The following is an 18,314-nucleotide window of genomic DNA, read 5'->3' as shown; positions in this document are numbered from 1 at the left end:
GCAAAAAAATACCCAGCAGAGTGCTGGGCATCAAAGATAAAGAATTGTCAGGGAGAACATCATCACTATCTGGGTTGTATCTTAACCGATTAAGTTGATTTGTACTAATTTTAATCAGCCGTAGCTGGTATGAAATTTCATAACGGATTATCGAGCACTATACCTATGCTAAAAGGTATACTGTTTTTCCATTTTTAGTGATCTGCCAATTATTATTTTAGCTACTACTTACCGCGCATTTTTTAATTAACTAGGCAAGAAGAGTATCTCAACACGTTATGAAACTTTCTGATTTTAGCTTCGAGCTCCCTGAAAAACTTATCGCAAAATATCCCACCGAGCAGCGTGCTGCTAGCCGCCTTTTGCGTTTAGATGGAAAAACGGGAACCGTTACCCACTCAATGTTCGCTGATATGCTATCTCTTGTTGAACCTGGCGATCTGCTTGTATTTAATGACACACGAGTTATCCCAGCCAGATTGCTCGGGAAGAAAGAAACGGGTGGGCAAGTAGAAGTGCTTATCGAACGCATTACCTCAGACAACACCGCACTTGCTCACGTGAGAGCGAGCAAAGCGCCTAAACCAGGCACAAAGCTTGTTTTAGAAGACTGCGTTAATGTGACCGTGACGGGCCGTGACGATGCTTTGTTTATTTTGCAATTCGACCACAATGAAACCGTTTTGCAGCTATTAGAAGCTCATGGGCACATGCCATTGCCGCCTTACATAGACAGACCTGATGAAAACTCAGACAAAGAACGCTATCAAACGGTATACAACGACAAGCCAGGTGCGGTAGCAGCGCCAACCGCTGGTTTACACTTTGACGAACACATTCTCAATTCGCTGAAAGAGAAGGGCGTTAACTTAGCCTTTGTCACTTTGCATGTAGGGGCGGGAACGTTTCAACCAGTGCGAGTAGATAATATCACCGAGCACAAAATGCATGCCGAATATGCTGAGGTACCACAAAACGTGGTGGATGCTGTACTAAAAACAAAAGCAGCCGGGAAGCGAGTTATTGCCGTAGGTACCACCTCGGTGCGCTCTTTAGAGTCGGCGGCGAAATTCAGTACGAAGCAAAGCGACGGTGATGTCATTGGCACGTTTTACGATGACACTGAAATCTTTATTTATCCTGGGTTTGAGTTCAAAGTAGTGGATGCGATGTTTACTAATTTCCACTTACCAGAATCTACCTTGATGATGCTTATTAGTGCGTTTGCTTCTAAAGAGTATGTGATGGATGCATACCAAGAGGCCATTGATAAGGAATATCGATTCTTCAGCTATGGCGATTCCATGTTTATCGAAAGAAGCTAGTTCAGAGTTTTTGTAATTACCTCTTAAAATAGCTCTTGGAGTGGCTTCTCGGATAGATTCTCTGGAAAGCGCTTTTAAATAGCGCTTTCCTTAGCTTCCTAAATAGATATCTAAACAACTCCCTAGATAACTCCCTCAATTTTTACTTCAAACGACTATTCTCAAACATCTATTCTCAAACGCCGTTCATTCTTAGATACTCTCTCTTAGAGCCCTCTTTTACAGCCAGATATTCGTTCACTTCAATAGAAACATAGATACAGGGAATGATCTCACGTAAATTACTGGTATAATCCCGCCCCATGATTTCAAACCCAGTTTTATACCCAGCGCACGTTTTTTATTAGGCGCACGTTATAGACCAATTATATCAAAAGCACTTTTATACTTAACGCGTAGAGTGCGCAAAGATGGGAAAGTTCTTACATGCAATTTGAGTTATTAAAAACAGAGGGCCGCGCTAGGCGCGGGCGTCTTGTATTTGAACGTGGTGTTGTCGAAACTCCAGCGTTTATGCCAGTAGGTACCTATGGCACGGTGAAAGGAATGACACCGGAAGAACTAAAAGAAAGTGGGGCACACATATGCCTGGGAAATACTTTTCATTTAATGCTTCGCCCTGGCACGGGTGTTATTCGCCAGCATGGCGACCTGCACGATTTTATGAACTGGGACAAGCCTATTCTTACCGATTCAGGCGGTTTTCAGGTTTTCAGCCTTGGCGACCTGCGTAAGATCACCGAAGAGGGCGTAACGTTCCGCTCGCCAATTAACGGCGAAAAGATCTTACTCACTCCTGAAAAGTCGATGGAAGTTCAGCGTGATCTGGGCTCTGATATTGTGATGATTTTCGACGAATGTACGCCTTACCCAGCCACCGAGCAGGAAGCTCGGGTGTCTATGGAAATGTCCCTGCGCTGGGCCGAGCGAAGCAAAGAGGCTCATGGTGACAACCCTGCTGCATTGTTCGGTATTATTCAAGGCGGCATGTATGAGGGTCTTCGTGACGTCTCTCTTGCTGGGTTAGAAGCGATTGGTTTTGACGGTTATGCCATTGGTGGGTTATCGGTTGGCGAGCCTAAAGAAGACATGATCCGCATTATCGATCACACAGCGCCAAAGATTCCTGAAGATAAGCCTCGCTACTTGATGGGTGTAGGTAAGCCAGAGGACTTAGTGGAAGCGGTTCGTCGCGGTATCGACATGTTCGACTGCGTTATGCCAACCCGTAATGCGCGTAATGGTCATTTGTTTGTAGGCGAGGGGGTTATTAAGATCCGAAACGCTAAACATCGCAACGATACGTCGCCATTAGATGAAAATTGTGATTGTTACACTTGTAAAAATTATTCTCGCTCTTATTTACATCACTTAGATAAGTGTAATGAGATACTTGGTGCACGATTGAATACTATTCATAACTTGCGTCATTACCAACGTGTCATGCAAGGTATGCGCGATGCTATTGAAGCGGGCACAATGGATGAGTTTGTACACGACTTCTACGAACAGCGAGGGCTGCCGGTGCCGGCGCTCTAAAACCGAAATAATAACGAAAATATTTAAATAACGAGAATACTTGGGGAATTTTATGAGTCTATTTATCTCAAACGCGTACGCGCAATCAGCTGGTGGTGCTTCACAAGGTGGCGGCATGGAAATGATAATCATGCTGGCCGTGTTTGGTCTTATCTTCTATTTCTTGCTTTACCGCCCACAAGCGAAGCGTGTTAAAGAACATAAGAACTTAGTATCGTCACTCGGCAAGGGTGATGAGGTGCTAACCCAAGGTGGTTTAGTAGGAAAAATTACAAAAGTGTCTGACGATAAAGATTTTATTGAAATGGCACTTAACGAAGCAAGCAACATTGTTGTACAGAAGTCTTCAGTTACTGCTGTGTTGCCAAAAGGCACAATGAAGTCGCTGTAAGTAAAAAACGCCGGAGCCGAGACGCTTCTCGGCATCGGCACGAAAGGATTATCCAGTGCTAAACAAAAATTCAATATGGAAAGTATTAAGCGCGCTCTTTGTAGTTGCAATGTGCGCACTTTATGCCCTCCCCAATATCTATGGCGAAGATCACGCCGTACAAATTTCAGCAGGTCGTGATGCGGTTGTCACCCAGTCAATGGTTGAGCAAGTTGAGTCTGCACTAGCTGAAAAATCAATTACGCCTAAGCGCATTGAATTCGAAAATGAGCAAATACTTGTTCGCGTTTCAGATTCTGATACCCAGCTTGTTGCCCGTGAAACTCTAGAAAAGCTGCTTGGCGACGATTACTTTGTCGCGATGAACCTAGCGCCTGATACCCCTGAGTGGCTTGAGAGCTTAGGTGGAACGCCAATGAAGCTTGGTCTAGACCTTCGCGGTGGTGTCCACTTCCTTATGGAAGTTGACATGTCTGAGGTGATCACTAAATCGTTAGAAGATGCGGAAAGCGGATTCAGAACATCCCTTCGCGGTGAAGACATTCGCTACCGCGGCGTTAAGCAAGTGGGTAATCATATCGATATTACTTTTCGCGACGAAGACGCGCTTGATAAAGCGAAATTCTTCCTTCGTAACCAAAGCCGTGACTTAACCTTTAACGACGTTGATGATCTTACCCTACGAGCGACGTTTGCTGAGAGCAAGCTACAAGAAATTCGCGACAATGCGGTTAAACAAAACATTACCATTATTCGTAATCGTGTTAACCAACTTGGTGTGGCTGAGCCTCTTGTGCAAAAACAGGGTGCTGATCGTATAGTTGTGCAGCTTCCAGGTATTCAGGATACCGCACGTGCAAAAGAAATTTTGAATGCCACAGCTACGCTTGAATTCCGCATGCTTGATCAGAAAAACGACGTTCGCGACGCATTAAACGGCCGCGTACCGCCGGGCTCTCAAATTATTGAAGACCAGCAAGGTGTGCCACAGCTTTTGGAAAAGCGCATTATGCTTACGGGGAGCCACATCATCGATGCCAACAGCGGCGTTGATGAATATGGCCTGCCAAACGTAAACATATCGCTTGATTCTGAAGGCGGAAACAAGATGTCTCGCTCTACTCGCGGCAATATTGGCAAGCCAATGGCAACCGTGTTCATTGAGTACAAGGCAACTGGTGAGCGCAACAAAGAAGACAAACTCATTTTTGAAAAAGAAGAGCAAGTTATCTCGGTGGCTACCATTCGTGCCCAGCTTGGCAGTAAGTTCCAAATTACTAGCCTAGACTCGCCAAAAGAAGCTCGCGACCTTGCATTGTTGCTTCGCGCAGGTGCGCTTATTGCGCCTATTCAAATTGTTGAAGAGCGCACAGTAGGACCAAGCCTGGGTAAAGAGAATATTGAACTGGGTACTCAAGCCATTGTTTACGGCTTACTCGCGGTGCTTGCCTTTATGCTGGTGTATTACAAAGCATTCGGTATTGTGGCCAATTTGGCGCTGGTGACTAACTTGGTCATGATTGTGGGCATTATGTCGATGATCCCAGGGGCAACACTAACCCTACCTGGTATGGCGGGTATTGTACTTACCGTTGGTATGGCGGTAGATGCGAACGTGCTTATTTTTGAGCGTATTCGTGAAGAGCTGCGCGATGGTCGAAGTCCGCAACAAGCTATACATCACGGTTACGACAGTGCATTCTCAACGATTTTGGATGCGAATATCACGACATTTATTGCGGGTCTAATTTTGTTCGCAGTGGGTACAGGTCCAATTAAAGGGTTCTCTATTACGCTTATGATTGGTATTGCCACTTCTATGTTTACCGCTATTTTAGTCACGCGCGTTATCGTTAACGCAGTGTATGGTGGAAAACGTTTAGAGAAACTGGCGATTTAAGGAGCGTAACATGCAATTATTAAAACTATCCGATACCGTCAATTTCATGCGCCTTCGCGTTCCCGCGATGGTGCTGTCTACCGTGCTAATATTAGGGTCATTCGTTTCGTTAGGCGTTAATAGCCTGAATTGGGGACTGGATTTCACCGGCGGTACGTTGATTGAAGTTGGCTATGAAGACAGTGCTAATTTAGAGTCAATTCGTGCCCAGTTAAATAATGCTGACTTTGAAGATGCCATAGTACAGAACTTTGGCAGCAGCCAAGAAGTACTGATACGTATTGCGCCTCGCGATGGTATAAAAGCGGTCACTATTGGTAACCAAGTTGTTGATGCGTTACGTGCTGACGGTACTACCGTTGATATGCGTCGTATTGAGTTTGTAGGGCCAAATGTTGGTGAAGAGCTAACAGAGCAGGGCGGTCTTGCCATGCTAGTAGCACTTCTCTGTATTCTAATTTACGTGGCAATGCGTTTCGAGTGGCGTTTCGCCCTTGGCTCGGTATCGGCCTTGGCCCACGATGTTATTTTAACCTTAGGTTTGTTTTCAGTACTTCAAATTGAGTTTGATTTGACGGTACTTGCTGCAGTACTTGCGGTAATAGGTTATTCACTTAACGATACTATTGTTGTGTCAGACCGTATTCGTGAAAATTTCCGTAAAATCCGCAAAGGCGAGCCAATTGATATCATCAATATATCGCTGACTCAAACCTTAAACCGTACGATAATTACCTCGTTAACCACCGTACTAGTACTTGTTGCCTTATTCTACAAAGGTGGCGCACTAATACACGGTTTTGCAACAGCCCTTTTATTTGGTGTGGTAGTAGGTACTTACTCATCGGTTTACATTGCAAGTTCTGTTGCTTTAGCGCTGGGTATCAGCAAAGAAGACCTCATGCCACCACAAGTGGAGAAAGAGGGCGCTGACCAAGAGCCGCTATAGTCTTTAGGTGACTACATTTTAAAAAGCCAGGTGATGGCTGAGTAGAAGAAAGTTGCTACAAAAACTAAAAACAAAAAAGGTCGCTGTCTTCACAGCGACCTTTTTATTTATAGGGCATTTTAAAGTGGCCTACTTAGGTTTTCTTACTTAAGGTGCTTAACAAGGCCTTGAACTACTTTGCCGCTGCCAGCAACAATTTCGCCTTTGTGCAGTGGATCGTTACCGCCTTTAAAGTCTGTCACCAAACCGCCCGCTTCACGAACAATTAGCTCGCCCGCTGCAATATCCCAAGACTTAACACCGCGTTCGTAATAACCGTCATGACGGCCAGCAGCAACGTATGCAAGGTCAAGTGCAGCACTTCCTGCGCGACGTAAGTCACCCACTTCGTGGAAAATTTTATTAAGGCTAAGAGCGTATTCGCCAAACTGTGATTTGTTTTTAAACGGCAGACCAGTAGCAATAATGGTTTCGCTTAAATCACGAGGCTTTGATGCACGAATACGGTAACCATTAAGCTGAGCGCCTTGTCCGCGACTGGCTGTGAATAATTCACTGCGGATGGGGTCAAATACAACGCCTTGCTCTAAACGGCCTTTATGAAGAAGTGCAATAGAAACAGCAAAATGAGGAATGCCTTTCACAAAATTGGCGGTGCCATCTAGCGGGTCGATAATCCACTGATAATCAGTGTCCGAACCTAATATCTCTCCCGATTCCTCGCCTAAAAAGCAATGATCTGGGTATGACTGCTGAATTTTATAGATAACCGCTTGCTCTGCGTCTTTGTCAACTTGAGTAACGAAGTCGTTCAATCCCTTCGACTCTGTTGCAATTTCATTATGTTTTTCAAAACCACGAACAATAACTGTTCCAGCCGCACGCGCAGCACGCACTGCAATATTCAGCATAGGATGCATAGATAAACCACCAATTGTAAAAGACCAATGAATTACGCAAGTTGTATCATGTTCAAGTTGTATAATGTTGTTGTAAACAGCATTAAAACTGTACAAAAAATAGCTTGCCTAACTCGAAAACGGGCGGAGTCTAACAGAATCGATGAACGATGCAAATGAATTTGCTAAGCAAGCCTTCTAAATCATCTTATTTAGGTGCTACCCAAGTGCTGCCACACGGTGCAAATAACACCTCTTAACCACTAATCCTAATGCCGTAAATTATTGAGTCATAAGCAAGTGAGTCAAAAGTAAGCCAATAGCCATCTATACCGCTGCTGTGCTACACTTTGTGCTAATTAAAGACGTCCCTGCCATTCTCTTGTAGCAGGCTGTTTGTTGCTGCCTAGCGCGTTAGAGCCTAGCTGCCAATAGCTTTGCATGTAAGAGCGCAGTATGTAAAAGCAAAGTGTGCAAGAACATATGAACGTCGCCTTCTAAGGCACCGCTTTTTAAGCGCTAGTCGTAATAAGACAAAACAACTCACTATTCAGTAAATAGGTATCGCAAGCATGCTTGAAAATATTCGCATTATTTTGGTTAACACCTCTCACACGGGAAATATAGGCTCTACTGCGCGCGCCATGAAAACAATGGGGTTGAGTAGCTTATATTTAGTTGACCCAGTGAATGAACCTGATGGTCAAGCAAGCGCATTAGCAGCGGGTGCAGGCGACGTGCTAGCCAACGCGAAAATTGTCAACACCCTTGAAGAAGCAGTAAAAGACTGTGGACTTGTTGTTGGCACCTCTGCACGCTCTCGTACGCACTCATGGCCAATGCTAGGACCACGAGACTGTGGTGAAAAGTTAGTACAAGAAGTCAGTAAATACCCCGTCGCGTTGGTGTTTGGCCGTGAGAACAGCGGGCTTTCCAATGAAGAACTGCAGCAGTGCCATTTTCATATGTGTATCCCGGCAAACCCAGAATACAGTTCACTAAACCTAGCAGCTGCGGTGCAGACTCTGTGTTATGAAATTCGTATGGCCTACTTGAATAGAGAAACCTACCCTGAAATTGAAGAGGTATATCCTCTTAACGAAGACTTAGAGCGCTTTTACGTACACCTTGAGTCTACACTGGAAAAAACTTCTTTTATCCGTAAGAGCCATCCTGGGGTGGTTATGACTAAGTTACGCAGATTATTCAATCGCTCTCGTCCTGAATCACAGGAGCTGAATATTTTACGCGGTATTTTAGCGTCAATTGATAAATCGGTTAAAGCTAGTGATGACGATGCTAACCAAGCGTCCTCATTAGAAACGACAGATGAAGCAGCAGCTCAAACGACGAGTCAGGATCGTAATTGAGCAAAGAAATAATTAATCAGAACAGTAATGAGTAAAGCATGTTTAGCCGAATAAAAGACGACATTCAAGGCGTATTTCATCGCGACCCGGCAGCGCGCAATACGTTTGAAGTTTTAACCAATTATCCTGGCTTACATGCCGTGTGGTTGCACAGAATTAGTCACAAATTATGGAAAGCCCAGTGGAAGTGGCTGGCTCGCACGTTGTCTACGTTTAGTCGATGGTTAACGGGTATTGAAATACACCCCGGTGCTACCTTAGGGCGACGAGTATTTATCGACCATGGTATGGGCGTGGTTATTGGTGAGACCGCCGAAATTGGTGACGACGTTACGCTTTACCATGGTGTGACATTAGGCGGAACCAGTTGGAAAGCAGGAAAGCGTCACCCAACCCTTAAAAACGGCGCAGTGGTAGGTGCAGGTGCAAAGGTACTTGGGCCTATCACCATTGGCGAAAATGGCAAAGTGGGCTCAAATTCTGTTGTAGTGAAAGATATCCCCGACGGCGCTACGGCGGTGGGTATTCCAGGTAGAATTATTGTTACCAAGCAAAAAGATGCCAGTGCTTCAGTAAATCCTCAGCGAGATAAAATTGCACAGAAATACGGCTTTGATGCTTACGCCGTAGCGCCAGATAATCCTGATCCCGTAGCCAATGCCATGGGCATTATGCTTGAGCATATGCATCAGATGGACACAAAAGTAGAAGAGATGTGTAAGGTTATCCAGTCTCTTGGAGGCGATGTGTGCACAGAAAACCTTCATAATATTAGCGCGGAAGATTTTGCTGATACTGGCTTTGAGTTAAATGAAGCTCAGCAAGATAGTCGTAGCCATAAGTCATTCGATCCGGCTATTTGATGGCGTTTTCTATTATGCGAAGTAAAGTGCTGTGGCGCTCTTTTCTAGATGATCTTTTCTACATAATCTTTCTCACCTTATAAGGGCTGCAACAATCTTCGAGTAGTGTATTTATCTGAATGTTAAATGACGCTGAAATAATACCTGACTAAATTACTGGGTCTTATACTTGACCATTTTAGTCAGGTATGTGAAAATTCCGCTATACATATAAAGGCGGGAGACAATAATGAAACTTACCTCTAAAGGTCGCTATGCGGTAACCGCAATGCTTGATGTTGCATTGCACTCAAAGCGTGGCCCCGTTCCCCTTGCCGATATATCCGAAAGACAAGAAATATCGCTATCTTACTTAGAGCAGCTATTCTCCCGATTGCGCAAAGACCAGTTGGTCGACAGCGTGCGTGGTCCAGGCGGTGGTTATTTACTTGGCCGCAGTGCCAATGAAATTGCCATAGGCGAAGTGATATCAGCGGTTGATGAATCAATCGATGCCACACGTTGCCAAGGTCAGGCTGACTGTCAGGGGGGCGATCGCTGCCTAACCCACAGTTTATGGCAGGATTTAAGCGATCGTATCTCAAGCTTTTTACACTCTATTACTCTTGGCGAGTTAATGGAAAAGCATGATGTTCGCGAGGTGGCGGGGCGCCAAGACAACAATACTGCACTTCGCAATATAGCTAACGATATTGAAGTAAGCATTAGGCTTTAAAAAAGGCATTGATGACTATGACGCTATCTACTCCTATTTATTTAGATTACGCCGCCACAACACCTGTGGACCCGCGAGTTGCCCAAGTTATGGCGAAATGCCTAACCCTTGACGGTAATTTTGGAAATCCTGCATCAAGAAGTTATCGCTTTGGTTGGATGGCTGAGGAAGCCGTTGACATCGCCCGTAATCAGGTTAGCGATGCACTTAATTGCGATCCGAGAGAAATTGTATTTACCTCCGGTGCTACAGAGTCGAATAATTTAGCGATAAAAGGCGTCGCAGATGGTTATGCATCGAAAGGCAAGCACATCATTACCGTTAATACGGAGCACAAAGCAGTGCTTGATACCTGTGAGTATTTGCAAGCACAGGGCGTTGACGTAACTTATCTTCAGGTAGGCGCCGATGGCCTAGTTAACTTATCGGAGCTAGAGGGCGCAATTAGAGACGACACTATCTTAGTCTCTGTTATGCATGTAAACAACGAACTGGGTGTAACCCAAGACGTCGAATCTATTGGAAAGCTTTGCCGTCAACATAATGTGCTATTTCATGTGGATGGAGCACAAAGTGTGGGGAAGGTTGCCATAGACCTCAATGAGCTTCCGGTAGACCTGTTGTCGATGTCGGCACACAAGTTTTACGGGCCTAAGGGAATGGGGGCACTTTACGTTCGCCGCCGCCCTAAGATTAATCTAGAAGCACAAATTCATGGCGGTGGTCATGAACGTGGAATGCGTTCGGGCACGCTGGCAACACACCAAATTGTGGGTATGGGCGAAGCACTCGAAATAGCGAGTCGAGACATGGAAGCTGAGAACGAGCGTATTAAAGCGCTTCGTATCGCTTTGTGGAATGGGCTAAGCAAGATTGAGGGCGTATACCTAAACGGCCATGAAGAAAAGCGCATTGCGGGTATTTTAAATGTCAGCTTTGCCAATGTTGATGGCGAAAGTTTGATGATGGGGCTAAATGATATTGCTGTGTCATCTGGCTCTGCATGCACGTCGGCAAGTTTAGAGCCTTCATATGTGCTCAAAGCATTGGGGCGAAGTGATGAACTAGCCCATGCAGGAATTCGATTTAGTGTTGGACGATTTACGACCCAAGACGACATCGATTACGTAGTAAATAAAGTAACAGATGTAACAAACCGATTGCGGCAAGTGGCGTTAGCTTAAGATTTTTTAAAGCAAGTAGCGCAAAATACGTCGCTGAATATTTGAGTGGATTACTCAGGTATTATATAATACCGCACCAATTTTTAAGGCTGCCACCATTGTAAAATGCTTACTGCGCGAGGTTTGTGCGGTGAATTAAGGGAAATTACCAAGACCGTGGGGTAATTTTCCAAGCCAAGGTGAATGGAAGGCTTAGGCAGCAAATGCAGGCAAACAAGCGAGACCCAAACATGAGTGAACAGATCGAACAGGCGTTAGAAAGAAAGTACGATGCTGGTTTTTATTCAGAGATCGAATCGGACACGTTTGAAAGCGGCCTAGATGAGTCGATTATTCGTCGCATTTCCGCAATGAAAAACGAGCCTGAGTGGATGCTCGAATGGCGTCTAAAGGCTTATCATGCGTGGCTTGAAATGGAAGAGCCTGATTGGGCCCATGTGGAATACCCAAAAATTGATTTCCAGGCAATTTCGTATTACTCGGCACCAAAGAGTATGGAAGACAAGCCTCAGTCGTTAGATGAAGTAGACCCAGAACTACTGCGCACCTACGAAAAGTTAGGTATACCGCTGCACGAACAAGAAATGTTAGCAGGCGTTGCAGTAGATGCAGTATTCGACTCTGTATCAGTGGTCACAACGTTTCGCTCTAAGCTAGAAGAGGCTGGCGTTATTTTCTGCCCAATTTCTGAGGCGATTCAAAAGTATCCAGACCTTGTTAAAAAGTACATCGGGTCAGTAGTACCGCGTACGGATAATTACTTCTCTGCGCTAAACTGCGCCGTATTTACCGACGGTTCATTTGTTTACATTCCAAAAGGCACTCGTTGCCCAATGGAGCTTTCCACCTATTTCCGTATTAACGAGATGAACACCGGTCAGTTTGAGCGTACGTTAATCATTGCCGATGAAGGCAGCCATGTGAGTTATCTTGAAGGCTGTACTGCGCCGCAGCGCGATGAGAATCAGCTGCATGCCGCGGTGGTCGAGCTAGTTGCAATGGACGACGCCACGATTAAATACTCTACCGTTCAAAACTGGTACCCAGGTGATGAGAACGGGAAAGGCGGTATTTACAACTTCGTGACCAAGCGCGGTATTGCACACACCAACGCTAAAATTTCTTGGACTCAGGTTGAAACTGGGTCAGCGGTAACATGGAAGTATCCAAGCTGTATCCTTAAAGGCGATAACAGCGTAGGTGAATTTTATTCAGTAGCACTGACCCGTGGACGTCAGCAAGCTGACACCGGTACGAAGATGATTCATATAGGCAAAAATACGCGATCAACCATCATCTCTAAAGGGATATCTGCAGGTAAAAGTAACAACGCTTATCGTGGTTTGGTGCAAATGGGACCTCGTGCAGACGGCGCGCGTAACTTTACCGAGTGTGACTCGCTGCTTATTGGTGATAAGTGTGGTGCACATACGTTCCCGTATATCGAAAGTCGCAACCCATCAGCCATTGTTGAGCACGAAGCGACAACATCGAAGGTGAGTGACGAACAACTATTTTTATGTCGCCAACGTGGTTTAGACACAGAGAAGGCCGTATCTATGATTGTTAACGGTTTTTGTAAAGAAGTATTCAAAGAGCTGCCAATGGAATTTGCCGTCGAAGCCGGCAAGCTGCTCGAAATTAGTCTTGAAGGTTCAGTGGGGTAATCAATGCTTAGTATAAAGAATTTACATGCCAGCGTAGAAGAGAAAAACATCATTAAAGGTCTTAATCTTGAGATTAAGCCAGGTGAAGTACACGCTATCATGGGCCCCAATGGTGCCGGTAAAAGTACGTTAGGTTATGTCTTGTCAGGTCGTGATGGCTACGAAGTGAGTGAAGGCGACGTAACGCTTAATGGAAAAGATTTGCTAGACCTTGAAGTTGAGGAGCGTGCCCGTGAAGGCTTGTTCTTAGCGTTTCAATACCCAGTAGAAATTCCTGGTGTCAGCAACATGGAATTCATGAAAGAGTCTGTGAATGCCATGCGTGAAGAGCGTGGTGAAGAAGCACTAACAGCCGCTGAGTTTTTGAAAAAGGCGAAAGAAGCCTGCAAACAAGTGCAGCTGCCATTAGATTTTCTCAAGCGTGGTGTTAATGAAGGCTTCTCAGGTGGTGAGAAAAAGCGTAACGAAATCATGCAAATGATTTTGTTAGAGCCCTCACTGTGCATTCTAGATGAATCAGATTCAGGCCTTGATGTTGATGCTCTTCAAGTTGTTGCCAATGGCGTTAATAGCCAGCGCGACGGTAAGCGTAGCTTTATCGTAGTAACGCACTATCAGCGCTTACTTGACTACATCAAGCCAGATTTCGTGCACATTCTAGCCGACGGCAAAATTGTGAAAAGCGGCGATGCATCACTGGCTCACGAGGTAGAAAAAGAAGGTTACGCATTCCTAGGGAAGGCGTACGAGGAGGCAGAGGCATGAGTCAATGGCTACAACAGGTCATTGATGGGGCGCAGTGTGATGATTATTTAGCGCCCGTGCGTCAGCAGGCCTTAACGCAATTAAAAGCCGATGGTTGGCCAGCCCGCAGAAATGAGAGCTGGCGTTTTACGCCCCTTACTTCTGTAGAAAAGCGCGAAGCAAAAACGGCAACGCAGGCCGACGTTCTGCCAGTACCCGCTATCGATAATTTAAATGCTATCGATTTAGTGTTCGTTGACGGCGTATTGATCACGCAGGTGAATACGTTAGACGTACCTAAAGGTATGGTCATTACATCGCTTAAGCACGACGATGTGGCAACTCAGCAAGCAATATCGAGTATATACGGGCAAATTAAGCCTACTCGACACATGTTTGGTTTAGTCAATGATGCATTGTGTGAGCACGGTATTTTTATCAGCGTTGAAGAAAATGCCAAAATTGATACACCAGTGCGTATTGTTAACATGGCCACGCAAAACGTCGATGCACATACCCGTGTTGTTGTAAAAGTAGCAAAGGGCGCCAGCGCCACTGTTATTGAGCAAGGCGTGGGTGACACCGATAGTTTAACCACCGCTTTTGCTGAATACGACATTGCCGATGATGCCCATCTAGAGCATTACCGCTTTGCCATGTTTACGGCAGCGGCCAAGCAGCTTGGTGGAAGTCACTTCAAATTACATAGTCGCTCTACATTGAATTCTACTATGGTAGGTTATGGAAGCGATTTATCCCGCCTAGATGTGGATATTCATCATGCTGGTGAGTTTGCCGATGCCAAAATGAATGCCATTTATTTGTTGGCGGAAGGTGAGTTGTTCGACCTTCACTCAACCATTGAGCATGCAATGCCAAACGGTACCACGGAAGAAAATGCACGTGGAATTGTGGGTGATAAGGCTCGCGCTGTATTTAATGGCCGAATTCATATTCACCGCGATGCTCAAAAAACCTTGGCGGAGCTAAACAACCGCAATCTCTTGCTTTCTCGCCGCGGTGTGATTAATACCAAGCCTGAACTAGAGATTTATGCTGATGACGTTAAGTGTGCTCACGGTGCAACCGTAGCTGAAATTGACGAAGAAGCACTTTATTACCTGCTTACTCGCGGTGTACCGCGCAGCAAAGCCTTGGTGATGCTTAATTTTGGATTTATTCAGGAGTTGGTTAATGACGTACCAAATAGCGCAATCCGCGAATGGTTACAGCCGTTACTCAGCGAACGTTTTTCCCAGATGGAGGTGAAATGAGCTTAGATGTTGCTGCACTTCGTGCCCAGTTTCCTATTCTTTCTAAAACGGTAGATGGGAAGCCTCTGGTATATTTAGATAACGCTGCGACAACGCAAAAGCCGCAGGCGGTGATTGACGCCATTGTCGATTTTTATACTGGCACAAATGCTAATGTACATCGCGGTGCGCATCATTTGTCAGATGAGGCCACTCGTCGCTACGAAAACGCGAGAGCGAGTGTAGCAAGCTTTATCAATGCAAATGCCCGTGAAGAGGTTATCTGGACCGCAGGAACAACCGAAGCTATCAACATAGTGGCAAATGGTCTTGCTCAGCTTTTAGCTGAGGGCGACGAAGTCATGGTGACAGAGCTTGAGCATCACGCGAATTTAGTTACCTGGCAGCAAGCCTGTCGAAAAGCGGGTGCTACGCTTAATATTGCGCCTATTTTTGATAATGGTGAACTTGACGTTGATGCGTTTGAAAAGCTGCTTTCGAGTAAAACTAAGCTAGTGGCATTTCCTCACGTTTCAAATGCGTTAGGCACAGTTAACCCGATAAAAACGCTGACAGAAAAAGCGAAGCAGTTCGGTGCTTGGGTGCTTGTTGATGGCGCTCAGGGAATTGCTCATGGCGGTGTTGACGTTCAAGACATCGGCTGCGACTTTTATGTGTTTTCTGGCCACAAACTTTTTGGCCCTACCGGTATCGGTTGCCTGTGGGGTAAAAAAGAAATGTTAGAGTCTTGGCCAGTTTGGCAAGTAGGCGGTGAGATGATTAAAGACGTCACTTACCAAGAGGCTACTTGGGGAGCACTGCCAAATAGACTTGAAGCAGGTACGCCAAATATTGCCGGTGCTATCGGAATGGGCGCTGCGGTTGATTGGTTTAAGCAGCTCGATATAGCCGCGTTGCATGAACACGAGCATGCTCTTTTGTCTTATGCGACAGAGCAAGCAGAAGCCCTCGACGGAATGAAAATAGTCGGCACTGCACCGAATAAAATTGGTGTGTTAAGCTTTTTACTCGACGGTGCACACCCTGCAGATATTGGCTTTATTCTCGATAGGCAAGGTGTTGCAATTCGCACTGGCGACAATTGTGCGCAGCCATTAATGAAGCGCTTTGGTATTCCTGGAACTGCCCGCGCTTCATTTTCAATTTATAACACGCTTGAAGAAGTGGACAGCCTATTTGCTGCACTTAAAAAAGCTAAAATGATGTTGGCCTAAGGGGGCATTATGAGTGTTGAAACGTTTGTACCAAGTACACAACTCATCTCGCTAACAGACAGTGCCGTTAAGCATTTCGAAAGTAAGCTTAAAGAAAAGCCTGGTCAGTTAATTCGTCTATCTACACGAGTGAGCGGTTGTACTGGATATGCCTATGTGCTGGATTTTGCAGATAGCGCAAAAGACGATGATGAAATTATTGAGATCTCACCTATGCTAAATGTGGCTATTGCTGCTGATGCAACGGGACTGCTAAAAAACACTGAAATTGATTATGTGCAAGAAGGTGTTAACGGGGTGATTAAATACAATAACCCGAATGTAGTTGATGAGTGTGGTTGTGGCGAGAGCTTTAACGTAGGTTAATCTCCCCAGCACATATTCTCACAAGTACACAGTCTCACAAGAATACGATCTCACGTAAATACAATAGAGCACTAGCAGTTTATGAAGCAAAAAATGGTGGTAACTGAGCGCGAATGTAAAGCGCGTTTGGTACCGGCGGGGAATCCTGTTGTTATCCCCGAAGGCGAATTCGTCAGCATCACCCAAGAGTTAGGTGGCAATTATACCATCACTTGGAAAGGCAATATGTATCGCATAGACGGTACTGACGCTGGTGCCATTGGCCGTAAAGAAATGGTGCTCAGTTTTGACGAGCCTAGCGATGGAAACATAAGTAAACAGCAAGTGTGGGACGCGCTAGAAACTATTTTTGACCCAGAAATCCCTATTAACCTTGTTTCTCTCGGGCTTATTTACACCGTAAATATTCAACAAGAGAGTGGGGTTGTGGATATTGATATGACATTAACTGCACCAGGTTGCGGTATGGGTCCGGTATTGGTTGGCGACGTAGAGTATCGCGTTGCTATGGTTCCTCATGTCAATAAAGTGAATGTTGAACTCGTATTCGATCCACCTTGGTCTCGTGAAATGATGAGTGAAGAAGCGCAGCTAGAAGCTGGCCTTTTCTTTTAAATTAAAAACAGGACAAACGATGAAGTTGCCTAGCAGTGAAGAAATTATTGATGACTTAGCGTTTTTCGATGATTGGGAACAGCGCTATCAATATATTATTGATTTAGGTAAGTCCATTCCTGGCTTACCAGAAAGTGAGAAGACACCTGAGCATTTGGTAAAAGGTTGCCAAAGTAGTGTGTGGTTGGTTGAATCTTTCGATAACGGTAAAATTACGTTTGATGTAGACAGCGATGCGGTCATTGTTCAAGGCCTTCTCGCGCTAGTGCTTGCTGCCTATAACAATAAATCGCCGAAAGACATTACACAGTTTGATGTGGACGGGTACTTTGAAGCGCTAGATCTAGAGCGCCACATTACGCCCACACGTGGAAACGGTCTGAGAGCCATTGTAGGCAAAATACAAGATTTGGCTCGCGCTAACGTGTAGGCTTACGTTTTTTAAAAGCGGAATTCACATTGAAGTATTTTGCTTGGGAGCAGTTGGCTCACTTAATTAATAGTTAAAATACAATAGTTTGATAGCAGATTAGGATTGTTTTTACATGCGAGTGAAACAGTGCAAAATGCTAAAGCTCAAGGTGACTGAGTAGGTTTACAAATAGTCACTAGTCATTGCGGTCATTATTGCCTATAATTCGCCGCCAAAATTGAAAACACACTTATTTGTTTGGAGAAAAAACATGGCTCTTGAGCGCACTTTTTCGATTATTAAGCCTGATGCGGTAGCAAAAAACGTAGTCGGCGCAATTTACAACCGTTTTGAATCTGCTGGTCTTCGCATCGTTGCTTCTAAAATGCTTCACATGAGCAAAGAGCAAGCGGAAGGTTTCTACGCAGAACACAAAGAACGTCCTTTCTTTGGTGCTTTAGTAGATTTCATGACATCTGGCCCAGTAATGGTTCAGGTTCTAGAAGGCGAAAACGCTGTTCTAGCAAACCGTGAAATCATGGGTGCTACTAACCCTGCTGATGCTGCTGCTGGAACGCTTCGTTCTGACTATGCTGCATCAATCGACGAAAATGCGGTTCACGGTTCTGATGCACCTGAATCTGCTGCTCGCGAAATTGCATACTTCTTCTCAGAAGAAGAGATTTGCCCACGTACTCGATAAGTACGTAGTCAAAGTGAAGTAGAGTTTTTCAAACTCTGAAACGAGGCTCCGGCCTCGTTTTTTTGTTTGCCCAGCGAAGCTGGCAAACCCGTCAGGTTGGAAGAAACCTGAATCACCCTGACTGAGGGGAAGATAATCTGAATGGCAAGGGCGTTGTTGGCCAACGACAGGGTCCGAAGGAAGC

General features: G+C 45.2%; 18 protein-coding genes. 17 read left to right on the top strand and 1 reads right to left on the bottom strand.

Annotated elements, in window-relative coordinates; all coding sequences use genetic code 11:
* Window positions 1–278 precede the first annotated feature (278 nt).
* The 5 genes from queA (at window position 279) to secF (ending at window position 6,104) form a co-directional block, all read left to right on the top strand.
* Complete coding sequence (gene queA, locus O9X84_RS07185) at window positions 279–1,325, top strand: tRNA preQ1(34) S-adenosylmethionine ribosyltransferase-isomerase QueA (RefSeq protein ID WP_269519000.1); 1,047 nt, start codon at window positions 279–281, stop codon at window positions 1,323–1,325.
* A 426-nt stretch (window positions 1,326–1,751) separates the two neighbouring features.
* Window positions 1,752–2,864, top strand: coding sequence for a tRNA guanosine(34) transglycosylase Tgt (tgt, locus tag O9X84_RS07180; protein WP_269518999.1), 1,113 nt, complete (start codon window positions 1,752–1,754; stop codon window positions 2,862–2,864).
* 52 nt (window positions 2,865–2,916) lie between these two features.
* A complete protein-coding gene (gene yajC, locus O9X84_RS07175) occupies window positions 2,917–3,255 on the top strand; it encodes a preprotein translocase subunit YajC (protein WP_032097120.1) in 339 nt (112 codons plus the stop codon).
* A 55-nt stretch (window positions 3,256–3,310) separates the two neighbouring features.
* Window positions 3,311–5,155, top strand: coding sequence for a protein translocase subunit SecD (secD, locus tag O9X84_RS07170; RefSeq protein WP_269518997.1), 1,845 nt, complete (start codon window positions 3,311–3,313; stop codon window positions 5,153–5,155).
* Window positions 5,156–5,165: 10 nt separating this feature from the next.
* Window positions 5,166–6,104, top strand: coding sequence for a protein translocase subunit SecF (gene secF / locus O9X84_RS07165; protein WP_269518996.1), 939 nt, complete (start codon window positions 5,166–5,168; stop codon window positions 6,102–6,104).
* A 143-nt stretch (window positions 6,105–6,247) separates the two neighbouring features.
* Here the strand turns inward: secF and suhB are convergent, their stop codons facing one another.
* Complete coding sequence (gene suhB, locus O9X84_RS07160; RefSeq protein WP_032097239.1) at window positions 6,248–7,024, bottom strand: inositol-1-monophosphatase; 777 nt, start codon at window positions 7,022–7,024, stop codon at window positions 6,248–6,250.
* Window positions 7,025–7,575: 551 nt separating this feature from the next.
* Between suhB and trmJ the strand changes: the two genes are divergently transcribed.
* The 12 genes from trmJ (at window position 7,576) to ndk (ending at window position 18,130) form a co-directional block, all read left to right on the top strand.
* Window positions 7,576–8,373 carry a tRNA (cytosine(32)/uridine(32)-2'-O)-methyltransferase TrmJ gene (gene trmJ, locus O9X84_RS07155; RefSeq protein WP_269518995.1) on the top strand — a complete coding sequence of 266 codons (798 nt, stop codon included), beginning with the start codon at window positions 7,576–7,578 and terminating at the stop codon, window positions 8,371–8,373.
* Window positions 8,374–8,411: 38 nt separating this feature from the next.
* A complete protein-coding gene (cysE, locus tag O9X84_RS07150) occupies window positions 8,412–9,236 on the top strand; it encodes a serine O-acetyltransferase (protein ID WP_269518993.1) in 825 nt (274 codons plus the stop codon).
* Between the two features lie 229 nt (window positions 9,237–9,465).
* Entirely contained in the window at window positions 9,466–9,951 is a 486-nt protein-coding gene (gene iscR / locus O9X84_RS07145) for a Fe-S cluster assembly transcriptional regulator IscR (protein ID WP_269518991.1), read from the top strand.
* A 17-nt stretch (window positions 9,952–9,968) separates the two neighbouring features.
* The gene (locus O9X84_RS07140) at window positions 9,969–11,135 is read left to right on the top strand and encodes an IscS subfamily cysteine desulfurase (protein ID WP_269518990.1); all 1,167 of its coding nucleotides are present in this window, start codon (window positions 9,969–9,971) and stop codon (window positions 11,133–11,135) included.
* Window positions 11,136–11,365: 230 nt separating this feature from the next.
* A complete protein-coding gene (gene sufB / locus O9X84_RS07135; RefSeq protein WP_269518989.1) occupies window positions 11,366–12,802 on the top strand; it encodes a Fe-S cluster assembly protein SufB in 1,437 nt (478 codons plus the stop codon).
* A gap of 3 nt (window positions 12,803–12,805) precedes the next feature.
* Window positions 12,806–13,567 (top strand): Fe-S cluster assembly ATPase SufC, encoded by a 762-nt coding sequence (gene sufC / locus O9X84_RS07130; protein ID WP_269518988.1) that lies wholly within the window; start codon window positions 12,806–12,808, stop codon window positions 13,565–13,567.
* Window positions 13,564–14,820, top strand: coding sequence for a Fe-S cluster assembly protein SufD (gene sufD / locus O9X84_RS07125; RefSeq protein ID WP_269518986.1), 1,257 nt, complete (start codon window positions 13,564–13,566; stop codon window positions 14,818–14,820). Before sufC ends, sufD begins: the two co-directional genes overlap by 4 nt.
* Window positions 14,817–16,034: an aminotransferase class V-fold PLP-dependent enzyme gene (locus O9X84_RS07120; RefSeq protein ID WP_269518985.1), complete on the top strand. Its 1,218-nt coding sequence runs from the start codon at window positions 14,817–14,819 to the stop codon at window positions 16,032–16,034. Before sufD ends, O9X84_RS07120 begins: the two co-directional genes overlap by 4 nt.
* Window positions 16,035–16,043: 9 nt before the next feature.
* On the top strand, window positions 16,044–16,400 hold the full coding sequence (locus O9X84_RS07115) for a HesB/IscA family protein (RefSeq protein ID WP_032097111.1): 357 nt from the start codon (window positions 16,044–16,046) through the stop codon (window positions 16,398–16,400).
* An 81-nt stretch (window positions 16,401–16,481) separates the two neighbouring features.
* Window positions 16,482–17,015, top strand: coding sequence for a putative Fe-S cluster assembly protein SufT (sufT, locus tag O9X84_RS07110; protein ID WP_163104972.1), 534 nt, complete (start codon window positions 16,482–16,484; stop codon window positions 17,013–17,015).
* Between the two features lie 19 nt (window positions 17,016–17,034).
* Window positions 17,035–17,445, top strand: a complete 411-nt coding sequence (locus O9X84_RS07105; protein WP_032097109.1) for a SufE family protein — start codon at window positions 17,035–17,037, stop codon at window positions 17,443–17,445.
* 253 nt (window positions 17,446–17,698) lie between these two features.
* Window positions 17,699–18,130, top strand: a complete 432-nt coding sequence (ndk, locus tag O9X84_RS07100) for a nucleoside-diphosphate kinase (protein ID WP_032097108.1) — start codon at window positions 17,699–17,701, stop codon at window positions 18,128–18,130.
* Window positions 18,131–18,314 lie beyond the last annotated feature (184 nt).

It is taken from the genome of Alteromonas sp. BMJM2, assembly GCF_027257845.1.
Lineage (GTDB): Bacteria > Pseudomonadota > Gammaproteobacteria > Enterobacterales > Alteromonadaceae > Alteromonas.
The sequence above is the reverse complement of the archived record's forward strand: the minus strand, read 5'-3'. Positions and strand labels throughout refer to the sequence as shown.